Here is a 12,956-nt window from a genome sequence, read left to right on the forward strand (position 1 = left end):
AACCCACCATGACCACCTTCGACAACTGGCGGAAGTCCTCCTACTCCGGCGGCAACGACGGCAACGACGGCAACAACTGCGTCGAGGTTGCCGCCCGATGGCGGAAGTCGTCCTATTCAGGCCCCGGCGACGGCAACTCTTGCGTGGAGATCTCAGACCACCTCACCCACATATCCCTCCGCGACTCCAAGGCCCCCGCCCTCGGCACCCTCACCTTCCCCGCCGAAGCCTTCGCCCCCTTCCTCCGCGCCCTGAAGGACCCAACACGTCCCACTGTTGGATAAAGCCGGATGTGACGCCCCGTCGGATCGGCCACATTGGACGGGACGGGGACGACATCCGGGAGGGACAGCGTGGACAAGGAACAGCGCCGGAAGATGCTCATGGAGGTCCACGCCGAGCGGGACCGGCTGTTGCCGCTGCGCGCGGAGGCGACGCGGACCACGATCGAGATGGTCCGGAAGAACGCGGCGCACGTCTCGGAGCCCGACCTCGTGCCGTATCTGAACCTGGCCTACATCCTCGGGGTCAAGCGCGGGCTCGGTGAGGACCAGCTGCTGGCCTTCGCGCTGTCGCTGGCGAACTGGACGGTGGCGATGATCGCCGACATCGCGAGGTTCACCGGCAGCACGGTGGAAGAGGTGGTCGACGTGTACGAGACGGAGATCTTGGCGGCGGCGCAGGACAACGACGAGGAACCCGCCTGAGGGGCAGCATGACGAGGATGGATCTGCGGAACGCCGCCTACATACCGCAACCGGTCGAGCGGCATACCCCGGTGTCGGCCTGGTGGCGGAGGCGACCCGGGCGGATGTGCCGGTACTCGCCGCCTTGCAGGCCCGCGCGCGCGGTCGTTCCACGGCGTGGAGTTCGCCTGCGGTGAGGGCCGGCTGTTGCGGGCGGACCCGCCCCGCGGCCTGGAAGGCTAAGCCAGCCCCACCGCCACCGTCTCCAGCCGGTGCACACCCCGTGCCGTCCCGGTGACCCCCGACAGGAAGCCCTGCGCGCGGGGGGACGCCGTCTCCGTCAGCCACGTCGGGTCGATGTCGCAGACCGCCACCCGGACCCCCGTACCCACAAGCGCCAGCGGGAGCGTGTGGACGACGGTCGACGGGAAGCTGAGGATCGTACGGCCGATGGGGCCGCGGCGGGCGATCAGTTCCAGGGGGAGGTCCGGGCGGACGATCTCCAGGCCGGTCTCCGCCGCCAGCCGGTGGAGTTTGTCCGTGCTCTCCCTGCGGTGCGCGAAGTAGCGCGTCGCGCCGTGGGTCTTGGCCAGGGTGCGGACCGCTTCCAGGTAGTGGTCGCCGTCCACCACTCCCGTCTCCACCAGCGACGTACCCACCATGTCCGCGCCCTTGGTGATGCGCGGCGGGCCGAAGCGGCGGCGGGTCCAGGCGAAGTCGTTCGCGGTGACCGTCACGCCCTCCGGGGTCTCCGTCACCGGCATGGACGAGAAGACCTCCACGCGGCGGCCCGCGCTCGGCGTCAGCCGCCGCCGTGCCGATGACGAGACCGGGGCGAACAGCACATCCCTTGCCCCTGGGCGGCCGCCCTTGCGGTGCCAGCGGACCAGGCGTTCGCCGCGCGCCAGCTGGGCCACGAACTCCATCGTCGCCGTGCCGTCGTCCACCACGACCAGCTCACGTGCCCTGGTGATCGTCAGCAGGAGTTGGACGTAACGCGAGAACGGGTCCCCCATCACGACCCGGTCGGCCCTTCTCAACGGGCCCGCCAGGCCGCCGATCGTCGCGAAGGGCGCCGTCGTGCCGCCCCGCGCCTCCTCCCAGCGCACCCGGTGTCCCTCGTCCCGGGCCAGGTCCGCCATGCGGCGCAGCTGGCCCCGGGTCATGGGGTCGGTCGGGGCCAGGACGACCACCGTGAGCTCCGCGTCGGTCCGCGGTGGGCCCTCGGCCACCGTCCGCCGCACCTGCGCGGGCACGGACGGCAGCGGGTCCGGGCTCGCACCGTGCAGTCCGTGCAGGTGCGCCCACTCCAGTACGTTCAGCAGCTGGACCGGGCTCTCCACGAAGGCGAGCGTGCGGGGAGGGTGGCCGGCCTGGCCGGCGCGGGGGCTCATCGGCGTACGACCGTCCCGTCGTAAGGGAATCAAGAGGCCAGTGCTCAGACCGTGACCGGCTCGCCGGCCGCCGCCGCGATCTCGGCCTCGGCCACCACACCGGCGACGCGGCGCAGCTTCTTCATCGGGGCGAGCTCGGAGTCGTAGACCTTCTTCACGCCGTCGCCCAGGGACGCCTCGATCACACGGATGTCGCGGACCAGGCGCTCCAGGCCCTGCGGCTCCACCGACGCGGCCTGGTCGGAGCCCCACATCGCGCGGTCCAGGGTGATGTGGCGCTCGACGAACACAGCGCCGAGGGCGACCGCGGCCAGCGTGGTCTGCAGGCCCGTCTCGTGGCCGGAGTAGCCGATCGGGACGTTCGGGTACTCCTTCTCCAGCGTGTTGATCACGCGGAGGTTCAGCTCGTCGGCCTTCGCCGGGTACGTCGAGGTGGCGTGGCACATCAGGATGTTGTCGGAGCCGAGGACCTCGACGGCGTGGCGGATCTGCTTCGGGGTCGACATGCCGGTCGACAGAATCACGGCCCGGCCCGTGGCGCGCAGGGCGCGCAGGAGCTCGTCGTCCGTCAGGGAGGCGCTCGCCACCTTGTGGGCGGGCACGTCGAACTTCTCCAGGAAGGCGACGGCCTCGGTGTCCCACGGGGAGGCGAACCAGGCGATCCCCTTCTCCTTGCAGTACTCGTCGATCTGGCGGTACTCGTCCTCGCCGAACTCCACGCGGTGGCGGTAGTCGATGTAGGTCATCCGGCCCCAGGGGGTGTCGCGCTCGATGTCCCACTGGTCGCGCGGGGTGCAGATCTCCGGGGTGCGCTTCTGGAACTTCACGGCGTCGCAGCCGGCCGCGGCGGCCACGTCGATCAGCTTGAAGGCGTTCTCCAGCTCACCGTTGTGGTTGATGCCGATCTCGCCGCAGATGTAGACGGGACGGCCGGGGCCGACCTCGCGCGAACCGAACGTACGCAGACGGGAGTTGGTGCTCATCAGGGGGATGTCCTTACTTGGGGAGGGAATCGAGAGAGGGGCCGAGGATCCAGCTGGCGATCTCTCGGATCGCGCCGTCACCGCCGGGGAGAGTGGTGACCGCGCGTGCGGCGCCGCGTACGACGTCGTGGGCGCTCGCGACCGCCACGGGCCAGCCGACGAGGGCGAAGCACGGGAGGTCGTTGACGTCGTTGCCGACGTAGAGCACGCGCTCCGGCGCGATGCCCTGCTCCTCGCACCACTGCTTCAGCGCGAGGTCCTTGCGGTCGATGCCGTGCAGCACCGGGAGCTTCAGCTTCCGGGCGCGGGCGGCGACCACCGGGTTCTGTTCCGTGGACAGGATCAGCATCTTCAGGCCGCTCTTGCGCAGGGCCGCGATGCCGAGTCCGTCGCCGCGGTGCACGGAGACGAACTCCCGTCCTTCGGAGTCGATCAGCACCCGGTCGTCGGTCTGGGTGCCGTCGAAGTCGAGCACGACCGCGTCGACGTCGTCGGCGGTCGGGAGCGAACCGGGGCGGTCCGCGTCGAACAAGGGGGCCAGGGCCCGCGCCCGCGCCAGGTCGTGCGGGTCGTCGATCTCCAGCACCCGGGCCGGGTCGGTGCGGACCAGCTCGGTGTGGCCGAAGAAGCGGTGCTGGTGCTTGCGGAAGCCTGCCGCGTCCATCGCGTAGGCGGCGCCGGTCTCCAGCAGGTCCTGCGGGCGGTCCTGGCGGCGGGGGCGGTGGGACTTGTCGTGGTTGACGCCGAAGCCGCCGGCCGGTGCGCCGGGGGTGTCCGCGCCGTCCCGCCAGATGAAGCCGTGGAAGGGGGCCACGGTCACCGCCGTGTCCGCGCCGTTCTCCACGACCGCGCCGGCCACTGCGTCGATGTCCTCGCGGGTGAGGAAGGGGCTGGTGCACTGCACGAGCAGGACCACGTCGACCTGGGCGCCGTGCAGGGTCTCGTGGGCGTCCATGGCGTGCAGGACGGCGGCCTCGGAGGTCGCCGTGTCCCCGGCGATGGCGGCGGGCCGCAGCACGACCTCGGCGCCGGCCTGCCGGGCGGCGGCAGCGATGGCCTGGTCGTCGGTGGACACGACGACGTCGGTCACCAGCCGGGTCGCCCGGCACTCGCGCACCGCGCGCGCCACCAGCGGGACCCCGCCGACGGGGGCCAGGTTCTTCGCGGGCACGCCCTTGGAGCCGCCGCGCGCGGGGATCACCGCGAGCACCCGGCGCAGTGCGCCGCCGTGGGCCGCCGAGAGGTTGGACATGAGGTCTCCTTGGAAGGTCACAGCTCCCCCATCCGCCGGATCACCGGGGCCACGCGCTGCACGCCGTGGCGGTAGGCGCCGCGGGCGGCGCGGCGCACGATCTGGCGGACCGGTCCGGGTTCCTTGTCGGCGGCGGGCGCGCCGGGCAGCGGGGCGCCGTCGGGGCCGAGGTGGTGGCGGGCGAGGATGCCGGGCAGGTATCCGGGCGCCGTCTCGGGGGTGTAGTAGGGGTTCAGCGGGGGCAGTCCGCCGGGCCGCTGAAGCAGCTTGGCGATGCGCTCCCGGGCGGTGTCGAAGGCCGTGCCGTACGATCCGTCGGCGGCAACGCCCTGCCGGGACACCCACTCCTCGTCCGGCACCGGCCGGTGCCCGGCGTCGAGCTGGTCCCAGGAGGCGAGGCAGCCGGAGCCGGTGAAGTGGTGGTTGCCGAGCACCTCGCGCACGCCCAGGTCGGTCAGGACGACCGTGGGGACACGGCGGTGCAGTGCCTCCAGGGCGGCCGTGGAGCTGACCGTGACCAGCAGGTCGGTGCGGTCGAGCACCTCGCCCATGTGGCCGTACACCAGGCGGAAGTTGGCGGGCAGGTCCTTGCCCCGGACCAGCTTCTGGTACGGCAACTCCTCGATGTGGGTGGTGTGTTCACCCGGCTTGGAGCGCAGCTTCAGCAGCACCTCGCGCCCGGGGTGCTTACGGGCGTGCTCGATCAGGCGGTTGAGCAGGTACGTACGGTCCTTGCGGCTGTCCGGGACGGACGGCTGGGCCGCGAACACCACGGTGTACGGCTCGTGTTCACCGGTGTACGGCGTCCCGCCGAGGAAGGGCAGCGCGACCTCGGTGACCGCGGAGGCGTCCGCGCCCACACCCTCGTACACGGCCCGGAACCGGTCGGCGTCGTGCCGGGAGTTGGCGAGGACGAGGTCGGCGCCGTGCCGCAGCAGCAGGCCGTCGGCGAGCTTCTCGTAGACGACGCCGACATAGCCGGTGACGACGACGGGGCGCTCGCCCGAGCCCCAGGCGTGGCGCAGCCCGTGCAGCATGGCCTGGACGCCGCCGCCGACCAGCGCGAGGACGAGGATGTCGTACGACTCCTCGCCCATGGTGCGCAGGAATTCGACGCCGGTGACCTCGCGCAGGGAGTCCGCCCGCACGCCGACCTCGCGCAGCTGGCGGGCCGTCGGGGTGGCGCGCCCCCGCAGGAGGTAGCCGTCGAGGCGGATCCCGGCGTCTGCGGGGGCGAGGCGCTGCGCGGTGAGGGCGCCCCATTTCCACCGGGTGTCGGAATCGGCGAGGACGGCGACCCGCAGGGGCTTCGTAGCACTGGCTGGCACGCCGAAGACGCTAGGAAGCGATTCCGTTGATCGGCCCAACCCGAATCCAACAAACGGTTAACAGCGCGCCGCTGAATGGGGAATCGCGCCGTCAACGTGCCGGAAATAAGCCTGGTTCACAGCTTCGCCACGTGTCGTTCACCCGGTATCAAGAAAGGCGTCAAGACGAATGACGGGCTTCCCCCTAACGTCCCTGACGTGGTCAAGCTCTCCGTCATCGTGCCGTTCTACAACGTGCAGCAATACGCGCCCGACACGCTCAGGAGCCTGAGGGCGAACGCGCGTGAGGACTTCGAATTCATTCTCGTCGACGACTGCTCCCGCGACGGGACACCAGAGATTCTCGCGCGCGCGGAGCGCGAGCTGCCCGGGGCGGTCCACGTCCGGCACGAGAGGAACGGAGGGCTGGCGACCGCACGCAACACCGGGATCGACCGGGCGCGCGGCGAGTACCTGACCTTCCTGGACGGCGACGACTGGCTCGCCCCCGGCTACTTCCACCAACTGGTCGCTGCCATAGAGGAGTTGGGCTGCGACTTCATCCGCACCGACCATGTGCAGTGCACCGCGCGCTCGCGCCAGGTGCACCGGGTGCCGGTCGGCCGGCGGAACGTGGTGCTGGACCCGCGCGAGGCGATCCTGCCCGCCGACCGCTCGACCTCCGTGGACTACGCGTACGCGTGGGCCGGTGTCTACCACCGCCGGCTGGTGGACAAGGGGCTGCTGCACTTCACCGACGGGCTGCGCACCGCCGAGGACCGGCCGTGGATCTGGAAGCTGCACCGGCAGGCGGAATCCTTCGCCGCGGTCAGTCTGCTCGGTGTGTTCTACCGGCGCGGGGTCGCCTCGTCGCTCACCCAGATCGGCGACGTACGGCAGCTGGATTTCATTCGCGCGTTCGACCAGGTCGTCGCGGAAACCGCCGAGGATCCGCGGGCGGACGAACTGCTGACGAAGGCCGTCCGCACGTATTGCGCCATCATTTCCCATCATCTGGGATCCATCGAAAGGTTCGAGCCCGCGGTGGCGAGAAAACTGAAATCCATGAGTGCCGCGGCGCTGCGGCGCATGCCGCAGGACGTGCTGGAGGAGGCGCTGGACTCCATGGACATCCAGCGCGCCTCCAAGCTGCGCCGGCTGCGCCGCCGTCCGGCCCCCGCGGGAGCCGCCGCGTGACCACCCAGATCTTCCAGGCGTCGACGCTGTACGGCACGGCCACGCTCGCCGCCGCCCTGGACTCCGGCTGTTTCCGCCCGGCCGACCGGCGGATCCTGCTGGTCTGCAACAACTCGACCACCCCGGAGACGACGCCCGGCCTGGACCAGGCGCCCGGCTTCGAGCAGCTGCGCGACCGCTTCGACGAGGTGATCTCGTACAACGAGACCATCCACCCGTTCCACCCCGGCGGCTGGGCACCCCGCGTGGACGACATGCCGCTGTGGGAACGCTTCCTGCGCCACGAGTGGCAACTGGGCGACGAAGACGTCGAGTTGATCGTCGAGTCGATCCAGGTCAACCCCTCCCTGGCGCTCGGCCAGATCTTCAACGGTGCCCCGGTGACGGTCTACGCGGACGGCCTGATGAGCTACGGCCCCACCCGCAACAAGATCGACCCGCTGGTCGGCACGCGGGTGGACCGGGTGCTGCACCTGGACCTGGTGCCGGGCCTTACCCCGCTGCTGCTCACCGAGTTCGGGGTGCCCGGCGAGATCGTGCCGACGGCGGCCTTCACCAAGGTGCTCGCGGAACTCGCGCCCGTGGACGACGAGTTGCCCGGGATCGAGGAACCGGCGCTGCTGCTCGGCCAGTACCTGTCGGCGCTGGAGATCCTCACCGTCGAGCAGGAGGAGAACCTGCACGTACGGATGCTGAGGGGCGCGGCCGCGCTCGGTCACACCACGGTGGTGTTCAAGCCGCACCCCTCCGCGCCGGCAAGCTTCACCCGCTCCCTGGAGCAGGAGGCGGAGAAGCTGAAGGTCGAGCTGACCGTGCTCGACACCCCGGTGCTGGCCGAGGTGCTGTACCAGCGGATGCGTCCCGCGCTGGTCGTCGGCTGCTTCTCCACCGCCCTGCTCACCGCCTCCGCGCTCTACGGCCTGCCCGTCGCCCGGGTCGGCACCGAGCTGCTGCTGGAGCAGCTCACGCCGTACGAGAACAGCAACCGGATCCCGGTCACCATCGTCGACGCGCTGCTGCCCGAGCTGAGCGACCAGGCGGCCGTGCGGGAGCAGCGCCGGGGCATGGACGTCGAGGCGCTCGGCGCGCTGGTGCGCGCGGTGGGCTTCGCGATGCAGCCGAAGGTCCTGCCGGGGCTGCGCCCGGAGGCCGAGGGCTATCTGGCACGACACCAGAACCCGCGCACCCTGCGCTACTTCAAGCGCCGGCGGCTGACCTCGCTGGCGCTGCCGGGCGGAGTGCCCGCGCAGCTGGCGTTCATCCCGCGCAACGCCACGGTCCGCCGGGTGGCGCGCAAGGCCCGCAGCCTGCGCCGGGGCACCGCCCGCAGCTGACCGGGCCGCGGACAGGCAGGCCGTGTGCGCGGCCGGGAGCCTGCGGCGGCACAACCGTGAAGACCGAAGACCGTTCCAAGGAAGGACACGACCTCCATGGCAGCGTCACCCCCGGGCCTCGACCTCGCCGCCACGCCCGGTCCGCGCGGTCCCCTGATACCGCGGCAGGAGCCCGGCCCCGCCGCCCAGGGCGGCCGGAACCGGCTGCTCGCGCTGGACGGGCTGCGGCTCGTGGCCGCGCTGATGGTGTGCCTGTACCACTACACCGGGCGCGGGGGCACGGTCTCCGCGTCCTGGCACGGCAGCCCGTCCCACCTCTTCCCGGCCCTGTCCAAGGCCGCCGTCTACGGCAACTTCGGCGTCGAGCTCTTCTTCGTCATCAGCGGCTTCGTGATCTGCATGAGCAGCTGGGGCCGCACCCTGGGCGACTTCTTCCGCTCCCGGGTCGCGCGCCTGTACCCCGCGTACTGGGTCGCTCTGGTCCTGGTCACGGGGGCGTCCCTGGCCATGCCCTACGTGGTCCACGCGGTCCGGCTGGACGAGTTCCTGGTCAACCTGACGATGCTCCAGCAGCCGATGGGCGCGAAGCGGGTCCTCGGCGTGTGCTGGACCCTCTGGGTGGAGCTGCGTTTCTACGTGCTGTTCGCCCTGCTCGTCGTCCGGCGCGGGGTGACCTACCGCCGGGTGGTGCTGTTCGCCTGCGTGTGGACGCTGGCGGCCGTCCTGTGCCACAGCACGGACAACGCGCTGCTGCACCAGGTGATCATGCCGGAGTACGCCCCCTTCTTCATCGGCGGTCTGGCTCTGTACCTGATCCACCGCTTCGGCAGCGACCTGCTCTCCTGGGGCATCGTCGCGATGTCCTGGCTGCTCGCGCAGCGGGAGGCCACCGTCGGCCTCTGGGGCCACCACCCGCACCGGGACCCGTACGTCGTCATCCTGATCGTCACCGTCGCCTTCGCGGCCGTGGCCGCCGTGGCCCTCGGCTGGACCCGCTGGGCCTCCTGGCGCTGGCTGGTCACGGCCGGCGCGCTGACGTACCCGTTCTACCTGGTCCACGAGCACCTGGGCTGGTTCGTCATCCGGGTGCTGCACCGGGACCTGGGCCTCGCACCGTGGCCGACGCTCGGACTGACCGTGCTGAGCATGCTGGGGCTGGCGTGGCTGATCCACCGGTTCGTGGAGAAGCCGTTCGGGCCCCGGCTGAAGCGGGCGCTCAAGCCGGCGCGGATGCCGGTCGGCTGATGGGGGTCAGCTGATGTGGGTCAGCTGATCCCGTACCGCGCCCCCTGGCCTACGAACTGGCCAGCGACAGCTTCACCGCGAAGCCGAGGAACAGTGCCCCCGCCGCCGAAGTGGCCGTGGCGGACAGTCTCTTCCGGCGCCGGAAGGCGGCAGCGAGCCGGGTGCCGCCGAATATCAGCGTGCTGAGGTACAGGAAGCTGGCCAGCTGGCCGAAGGCGCCCAGGATGGCGAAGGAGAGGGCCGGGTAGGCGTAGCCCGGGTCGACGAACTGCACGAAGAAGGCGACGAAGAACAGGATCGCCTTGGGGTTGAAGAGGCTGACCACCAGGGCCCGCCGGAAGGGCCGCTCCTCGGTGACGGCGGCGGGCGCGGAGTCCTCCACGGCCTTCTCCCGCCGCGTCCGCCACAGCTGCCAGGCGGACCGCAGCATCCCGACCGCCAGCCAGGTCAGATAACCGGCGCCGGCGTACTTCACGATCCCGAACAGCACCGCGTTGGCCTTCAGCAGGGAGGCGACGCCGGCGGCGGACAGCGTCATCAGCACGGTGTCCCCGCAGAACACCCCCGCGGCGGCCGTGTACCCGGCCCGCACCCCGCGGCGGGCGGCGACGGACAGCACGTACAGCGAGTTGGGACCGGGCAGCACCACGATCAGGGCGAGGCCTGCCAGGTAGGTGGGGAGATCGATGACGCCGAACATGGGACGAGTCTCGCACGAGGGTCTGACAACGCCCCCTGCCCGGCCACCGCTCAGAAGACGTCGCTCGGCTCGTAGCTCCCCCACACCTCCCGCAGCGCGTTGCACACCTCCCCCACCGTGGCCCGGGCCCGCACCGCTCAGAAGACATCGCTCGGCTCGTAGCTCCCCCACACCTCCCGCAGCGCGTTGCACACCTCCCCCACCGTGGCCCGGGCCCGCAGGGCCTCCCGCATCGGGTACAGCACGTTGTCCTCGCCCTCGGCCGCCTTCTTCAGCGCGGCCAGCGACGCCTCCACCGCTCCCTGGCCCCGCTCCGCGCGCAGCCGCTTCAGCCGCTCCGCCTGCCGTACCTCGATCGCCGGGTCCACCCGCAGCGGCTGGTACGGCTCCTCCTCGTCCAGCCGGAACCGGTTGACGCCCACGACGACCCGTTCACCGGAGTCGGTCTCCTGGGCGATGCGGTACGCGTTGCGCTCGATCTCGGCCTTCTGGAAGCCCCGCTCGATCGCCGCGACCGCCCCGCCGAGCTCCTCGACCCGCCGCATGAGACCGACGGCCGCCTCCTCGACGTCGTCCGTCATCCGCTCCATGGCGTACGACCCCGCGAACGGGTCGACCGTCGCGGTCACGTCCGTCTCGTGCGCGAGCACCTGCTGCGTGCGCAGCGCCAGCCGGGCCGACTTGTCCGTCGGCAGCGCGATGGCCTCGTCGAAGGAGTTGGTGTGCAGTGACTGGGTCCCGCCGAGGACCGCGCCGAGGGCCTGGACGGCGACCCGGACCAGGTTCACCTCCGGCTGCTGGGCCGTCAGCTGCACCCCGGCCGTCTGGGTGTGGAAGCGCAGCATCAGCGACTTGGGGTTCCCGGCGCCGAACTCCTCCCTCATCACCCGGGCCCAGATCCGGCGGGCGGCACGGAACTTGGCGATCTCCTCCAGCAGCGTCGTACGGGCCACGAAGAAGAAGGACAGCCGGGGTGCGAAGTCGTCCACGTCCATGCCCGCCGCCACCGCCGTACGGACGTACTCGATGCCGTCGGCGAGTGTGAACGCGATCTCCTGCGCGGGCGAGGCGCCCGCCTCGGCCATGTGGTAGCCGGAGATCGAGATCGTGTTCCACCTGGGGATCTCGGCGGTGCAGTACTTGAAGATGTCGGCGGTCAGCCGGAGGGAGGGCTTCGGCGGGAAGATGTACGTGCCGCGCGCGATGTACTCCTTCAGCACGTCGTTCTGGATCGTGCCCGTCAGACGGTCCGCCGGTACGCCCTGTTCCTCCGCCACCAGCTGGTACAGGAGGAGCAGCAGGGCGGCCGGGGCGTTGATCGTCATCGACGTGGAGACCTGGTCCAGCGGGATGCCGTCGAACAGCACCCGCATGTCCTCGACCGAGTCGACCGCCACACCGACCTTGCCGACCTCGCCGTGCGCGAGGGGCGCGTCGGAGTCGTGGCCCATCTGGGTGGGCAGGTCGAAGGCGACGGACAGGCCCGTGGTGCCGTGGGCGATCAGCTGACGGTAGCGGGCGTTGGACTCGGCGGCCGTGCCGAAACCGGCGTACTGGCGCATCGTCCAGGGGCGGCCGGTGTACATGCTCGGATAGACCCCACGGGTGAAGGGGTATGCGCCCGGTTCACCCAGCCGCCGTTCCGGGTCCCAACCGGTCAGGTCGGCCGGCCCGTAGACCGGCTCGATCGGCAGACCCGACTCCGACTCACGCACCATGGATGCCTCCGCCGAACGTGTCGTACGATTTATCCCCTTTCACCATGCCCCGTAGTTCGACGGCGGTCACGCGGGGAAACATCCCCGGCATGAGGATCAGGGGCCCGCTCGCCGCCGCAGTCGTCTCCTCCGCCGCCCTCGCCGCGCTGGCCGGGTGCACCGTGCAGCCGCCGGGTGCCGACGCCAAGCCCGGCCGCCCGGTGCACGTCCGGGTGCCGTCGCCCCGGTCGCCCGCCTCGACCTGGACGGCCCGCCTTCCGGTCCCGCCCCCGATCCGGACGCCGGCCCCGGCCGTCGTACCGGCGGACCCCGTGCTGTGGGTGCGCGGCGACATCGGGACGGGCGTGCGGGAACTCCAGGCCCGGCTGCGCCAGCTGGACTGGCTGTCCGAGGGGCCGACGGGGTCGTACGACGGGCCGACCGAGCAGGCCGTGGCGGGATTTCAGGGCAAGCGCGGGCTGCCCCGGACCGGGCGGACCGACACCGTCACCTGGCAGCGGCTGGTGGCGATGACGCACACCCCCGGCACCTGGGAGCTGTACCTGATGGGCGGTCAGCCGGCCGGGGCACCCGACCCGCGCTGCCTGACCGGGCGGGTGCTGTGCATCGACAAGACGACGCGGACACTGCGCTGGATGGTCGACGGGCGGACCCTGTCCACCCTGTCGGTGCGGTTCGGTGCGTTGTACACCCCGACCCGGGAGGGCGTGTTCCACGTGTACTGGAAGGCCCGCACCTGGACGTCCACGCTCTACCACTCGCCGATGCCGTACGCGATGTTCTTCAGCGGCGGGCAGGCGGTGCACTACTCGTACGACTTCGCGGCGCGCGGCTACGCGGGCGCCTCGCACGGCTGCGTCAACGTCCGCGACGAGGCCGCGATCCAGCAGCTTTTCGCGCAGGTGCGGGTGGGCGACAAGGCCGTCGTCTACTGGTGACGCCGTTCACCGGCGGCTGAGAGAGATAGGGCGCGGGCGGGACCGGGGGAACGTGTCCCGCCCGCGCCAGGCACGAGCCGTGGGTACGGGGGGAACCCCGGCTCAGTGCGACGGCCGATGACCAGTCGGCTCACTCAGTACTGCGTCACGCGGGCCAAAAACGTCACACCCCGCGCCGAAAATTTTTCCCGGACCATAAAAC

Annotated in this window: 11 protein-coding genes and 2 pseudogenes; 7 read left to right on the forward strand and 6 right to left on the reverse strand. The window is 71.2% G+C overall.

Going from position 1 to position 12,956, the window contains the following annotated elements:
* Positions 1–8: 8 nt before the first annotated feature.
* The 3 genes and pseudogenes from LE548_RS46610 to LE548_RS27405 form a co-directional block, all read left to right on the forward strand.
* Positions 9–89 (forward strand): annotated as a pseudogene (locus LE548_RS46610) (hypothetical protein); the annotation flags it as partial.
* A 9-nt stretch (positions 90–98) separates the two neighbouring features.
* Positions 99–284 (forward strand): annotated as a pseudogene (locus LE548_RS27400) (DUF397 domain-containing protein); the annotation flags it as partial.
* Positions 285–353: 69 nt separating this feature from the next.
* On the forward strand, positions 354–707 hold the full coding sequence (locus tag LE548_RS27405; RefSeq protein ID WP_225099632.1) for a hypothetical protein: 354 nt from the start codon (positions 354–356) through the stop codon (positions 705–707).
* A 218-nt stretch (positions 708–925) separates the two neighbouring features.
* On the opposite strand, the gene LE548_RS27410 is transcribed toward LE548_RS27405, so the two are convergent.
* Genes LE548_RS27410 through LE548_RS27425 form a run of 4 tightly spaced genes read right to left on the reverse strand, consistent with a single transcriptional unit; the run spans position 926 to position 5,643 of the window.
* Entirely contained in the window at positions 926–2,080 is a 1,155-nt protein-coding gene (locus LE548_RS27410; protein ID WP_225099633.1) for a hypothetical protein, read from the reverse strand.
* 44 nt (positions 2,081–2,124) lie between these two features.
* Complete coding sequence (locus LE548_RS27415; RefSeq protein WP_225099634.1) at positions 2,125–3,063, reverse strand: N-acetylneuraminate synthase family protein; 939 nt, start codon at positions 3,061–3,063, stop codon at positions 2,125–2,127.
* Positions 3,064–3,076: 13 nt separating this feature from the next.
* Entirely contained in the window at positions 3,077–4,315 is a 1,239-nt protein-coding gene (locus tag LE548_RS27420) for an N-acylneuraminate cytidylyltransferase (RefSeq protein WP_225099635.1), read from the reverse strand.
* A gap of 17 nt (positions 4,316–4,332) precedes the next feature.
* Positions 4,333–5,643, reverse strand: coding sequence for a DUF6716 putative glycosyltransferase (locus LE548_RS27425; protein WP_225099636.1), 1,311 nt, complete (start codon positions 5,641–5,643; stop codon positions 4,333–4,335).
* Positions 5,644–5,841: 198 nt separating this feature from the next.
* Between LE548_RS27425 and LE548_RS27430 the strand changes: the two genes are divergently transcribed.
* The 3 genes from LE548_RS27430 to LE548_RS27440 all read left to right on the forward strand — a co-directional run bounded on the left by LE548_RS27430 (position 5,842) and on the right by LE548_RS27440 (position 9,398).
* Positions 5,842–6,819 carry a glycosyltransferase family 2 protein gene (locus LE548_RS27430; protein ID WP_225099776.1) on the forward strand — a complete coding sequence of 326 codons (978 nt, stop codon included), beginning with the start codon at positions 5,842–5,844 and terminating at the stop codon, positions 6,817–6,819.
* Positions 6,816–8,153, forward strand: a complete 1,338-nt coding sequence (locus LE548_RS27435) for an alpha-2,8-polysialyltransferase family protein (RefSeq protein ID WP_225099637.1) — start codon at positions 6,816–6,818, stop codon at positions 8,151–8,153. Before LE548_RS27430 ends, LE548_RS27435 begins: the two co-directional genes overlap by 4 nt.
* A 96-nt stretch (positions 8,154–8,249) precedes the next feature.
* Positions 8,250–9,398, forward strand: coding sequence for an acyltransferase (locus tag LE548_RS27440; protein WP_225099638.1), 1,149 nt, complete (start codon positions 8,250–8,252; stop codon positions 9,396–9,398).
* 49 nt (positions 9,399–9,447) lie between these two features.
* On the opposite strand, the gene leuE is transcribed toward LE548_RS27440, so the two are convergent.
* Both leuE and LE548_RS27450 read right to left on the reverse strand, forming a co-directional pair.
* Positions 9,448–10,098 (reverse strand): leucine efflux protein LeuE, encoded by a 651-nt coding sequence (leuE, locus tag LE548_RS27445; RefSeq protein WP_225099639.1) that lies wholly within the window; start codon positions 10,096–10,098, stop codon positions 9,448–9,450.
* A 137-nt stretch (positions 10,099–10,235) separates the two neighbouring features.
* Positions 10,236–11,816: a methylmalonyl-CoA mutase gene (locus LE548_RS27450; protein WP_225099640.1), complete on the reverse strand. Its 1,581-nt coding sequence runs from the start codon at positions 11,814–11,816 to the stop codon at positions 10,236–10,238.
* 89 nt (positions 11,817–11,905) lie between these two features.
* Here LE548_RS27450 and LE548_RS27455 point away from each other — a divergent pair, with 89 nt between their 5' ends.
* Complete coding sequence (locus LE548_RS27455; RefSeq protein WP_225099641.1) at positions 11,906–12,754, forward strand: L,D-transpeptidase family protein; 849 nt, start codon at positions 11,906–11,908, stop codon at positions 12,752–12,754.
* The last annotated feature ends 202 nt before the right edge of the window (positions 12,755–12,956 follow it).

This window comes from Streptomyces sp. CoH27, assembly GCF_020181035.1.
In the GTDB taxonomy this organism is placed as follows: Bacteria; Actinomycetota; Actinomycetes; order Streptomycetales; family Streptomycetaceae; genus Streptomyces; species Streptomyces camelliae.

What these genes read in the sequence shown, in the direction of transcription:
- LE548_RS27415 (WP_225099634.1), bottom strand. Translation starts at nt 3,063, where the DNA reads ATGAGCACCAACTCCCGTCTGCGTACGTTCGGTTCGCGCGAGGTCGGC.
- LE548_RS27420 (WP_225099635.1), bottom strand. Translation starts at nt 4,315, where the DNA reads ATGTCCAACCTCTCGGCGGCCCACGGCGGCGCACTGCGCCGGGTGCTC.
- LE548_RS27440 (WP_225099638.1), top strand. Translation starts at nt 8,250, where the DNA reads ATGGCAGCGTCACCCCCGGGCCTCGACCTCGCCGCCACGCCCGGTCCG.
- LE548_RS27450 (WP_225099640.1), bottom strand. Translation starts at nt 11,816, where the DNA reads ATGGTGCGTGAGTCGGAGTCGGGTCTGCCGATCGAGCCGGTCTACGGG.
- LE548_RS27455 (WP_225099641.1), top strand. Translation starts at nt 11,906, where the DNA reads ATGAGGATCAGGGGCCCGCTCGCCGCCGCAGTCGTCTCCTCCGCCGCC.
- LE548_RS27410 (WP_225099633.1), bottom strand. Translation starts at nt 2,080, where the DNA reads ATGAGCCCCCGCGCCGGCCAGGCCGGCCACCCTCCCCGCACGCTCGCC.
- leuE (WP_225099639.1), bottom strand. Translation starts at nt 10,098, where the DNA reads ATGTTCGGCGTCATCGATCTCCCCACCTACCTGGCAGGCCTCGCCCTG.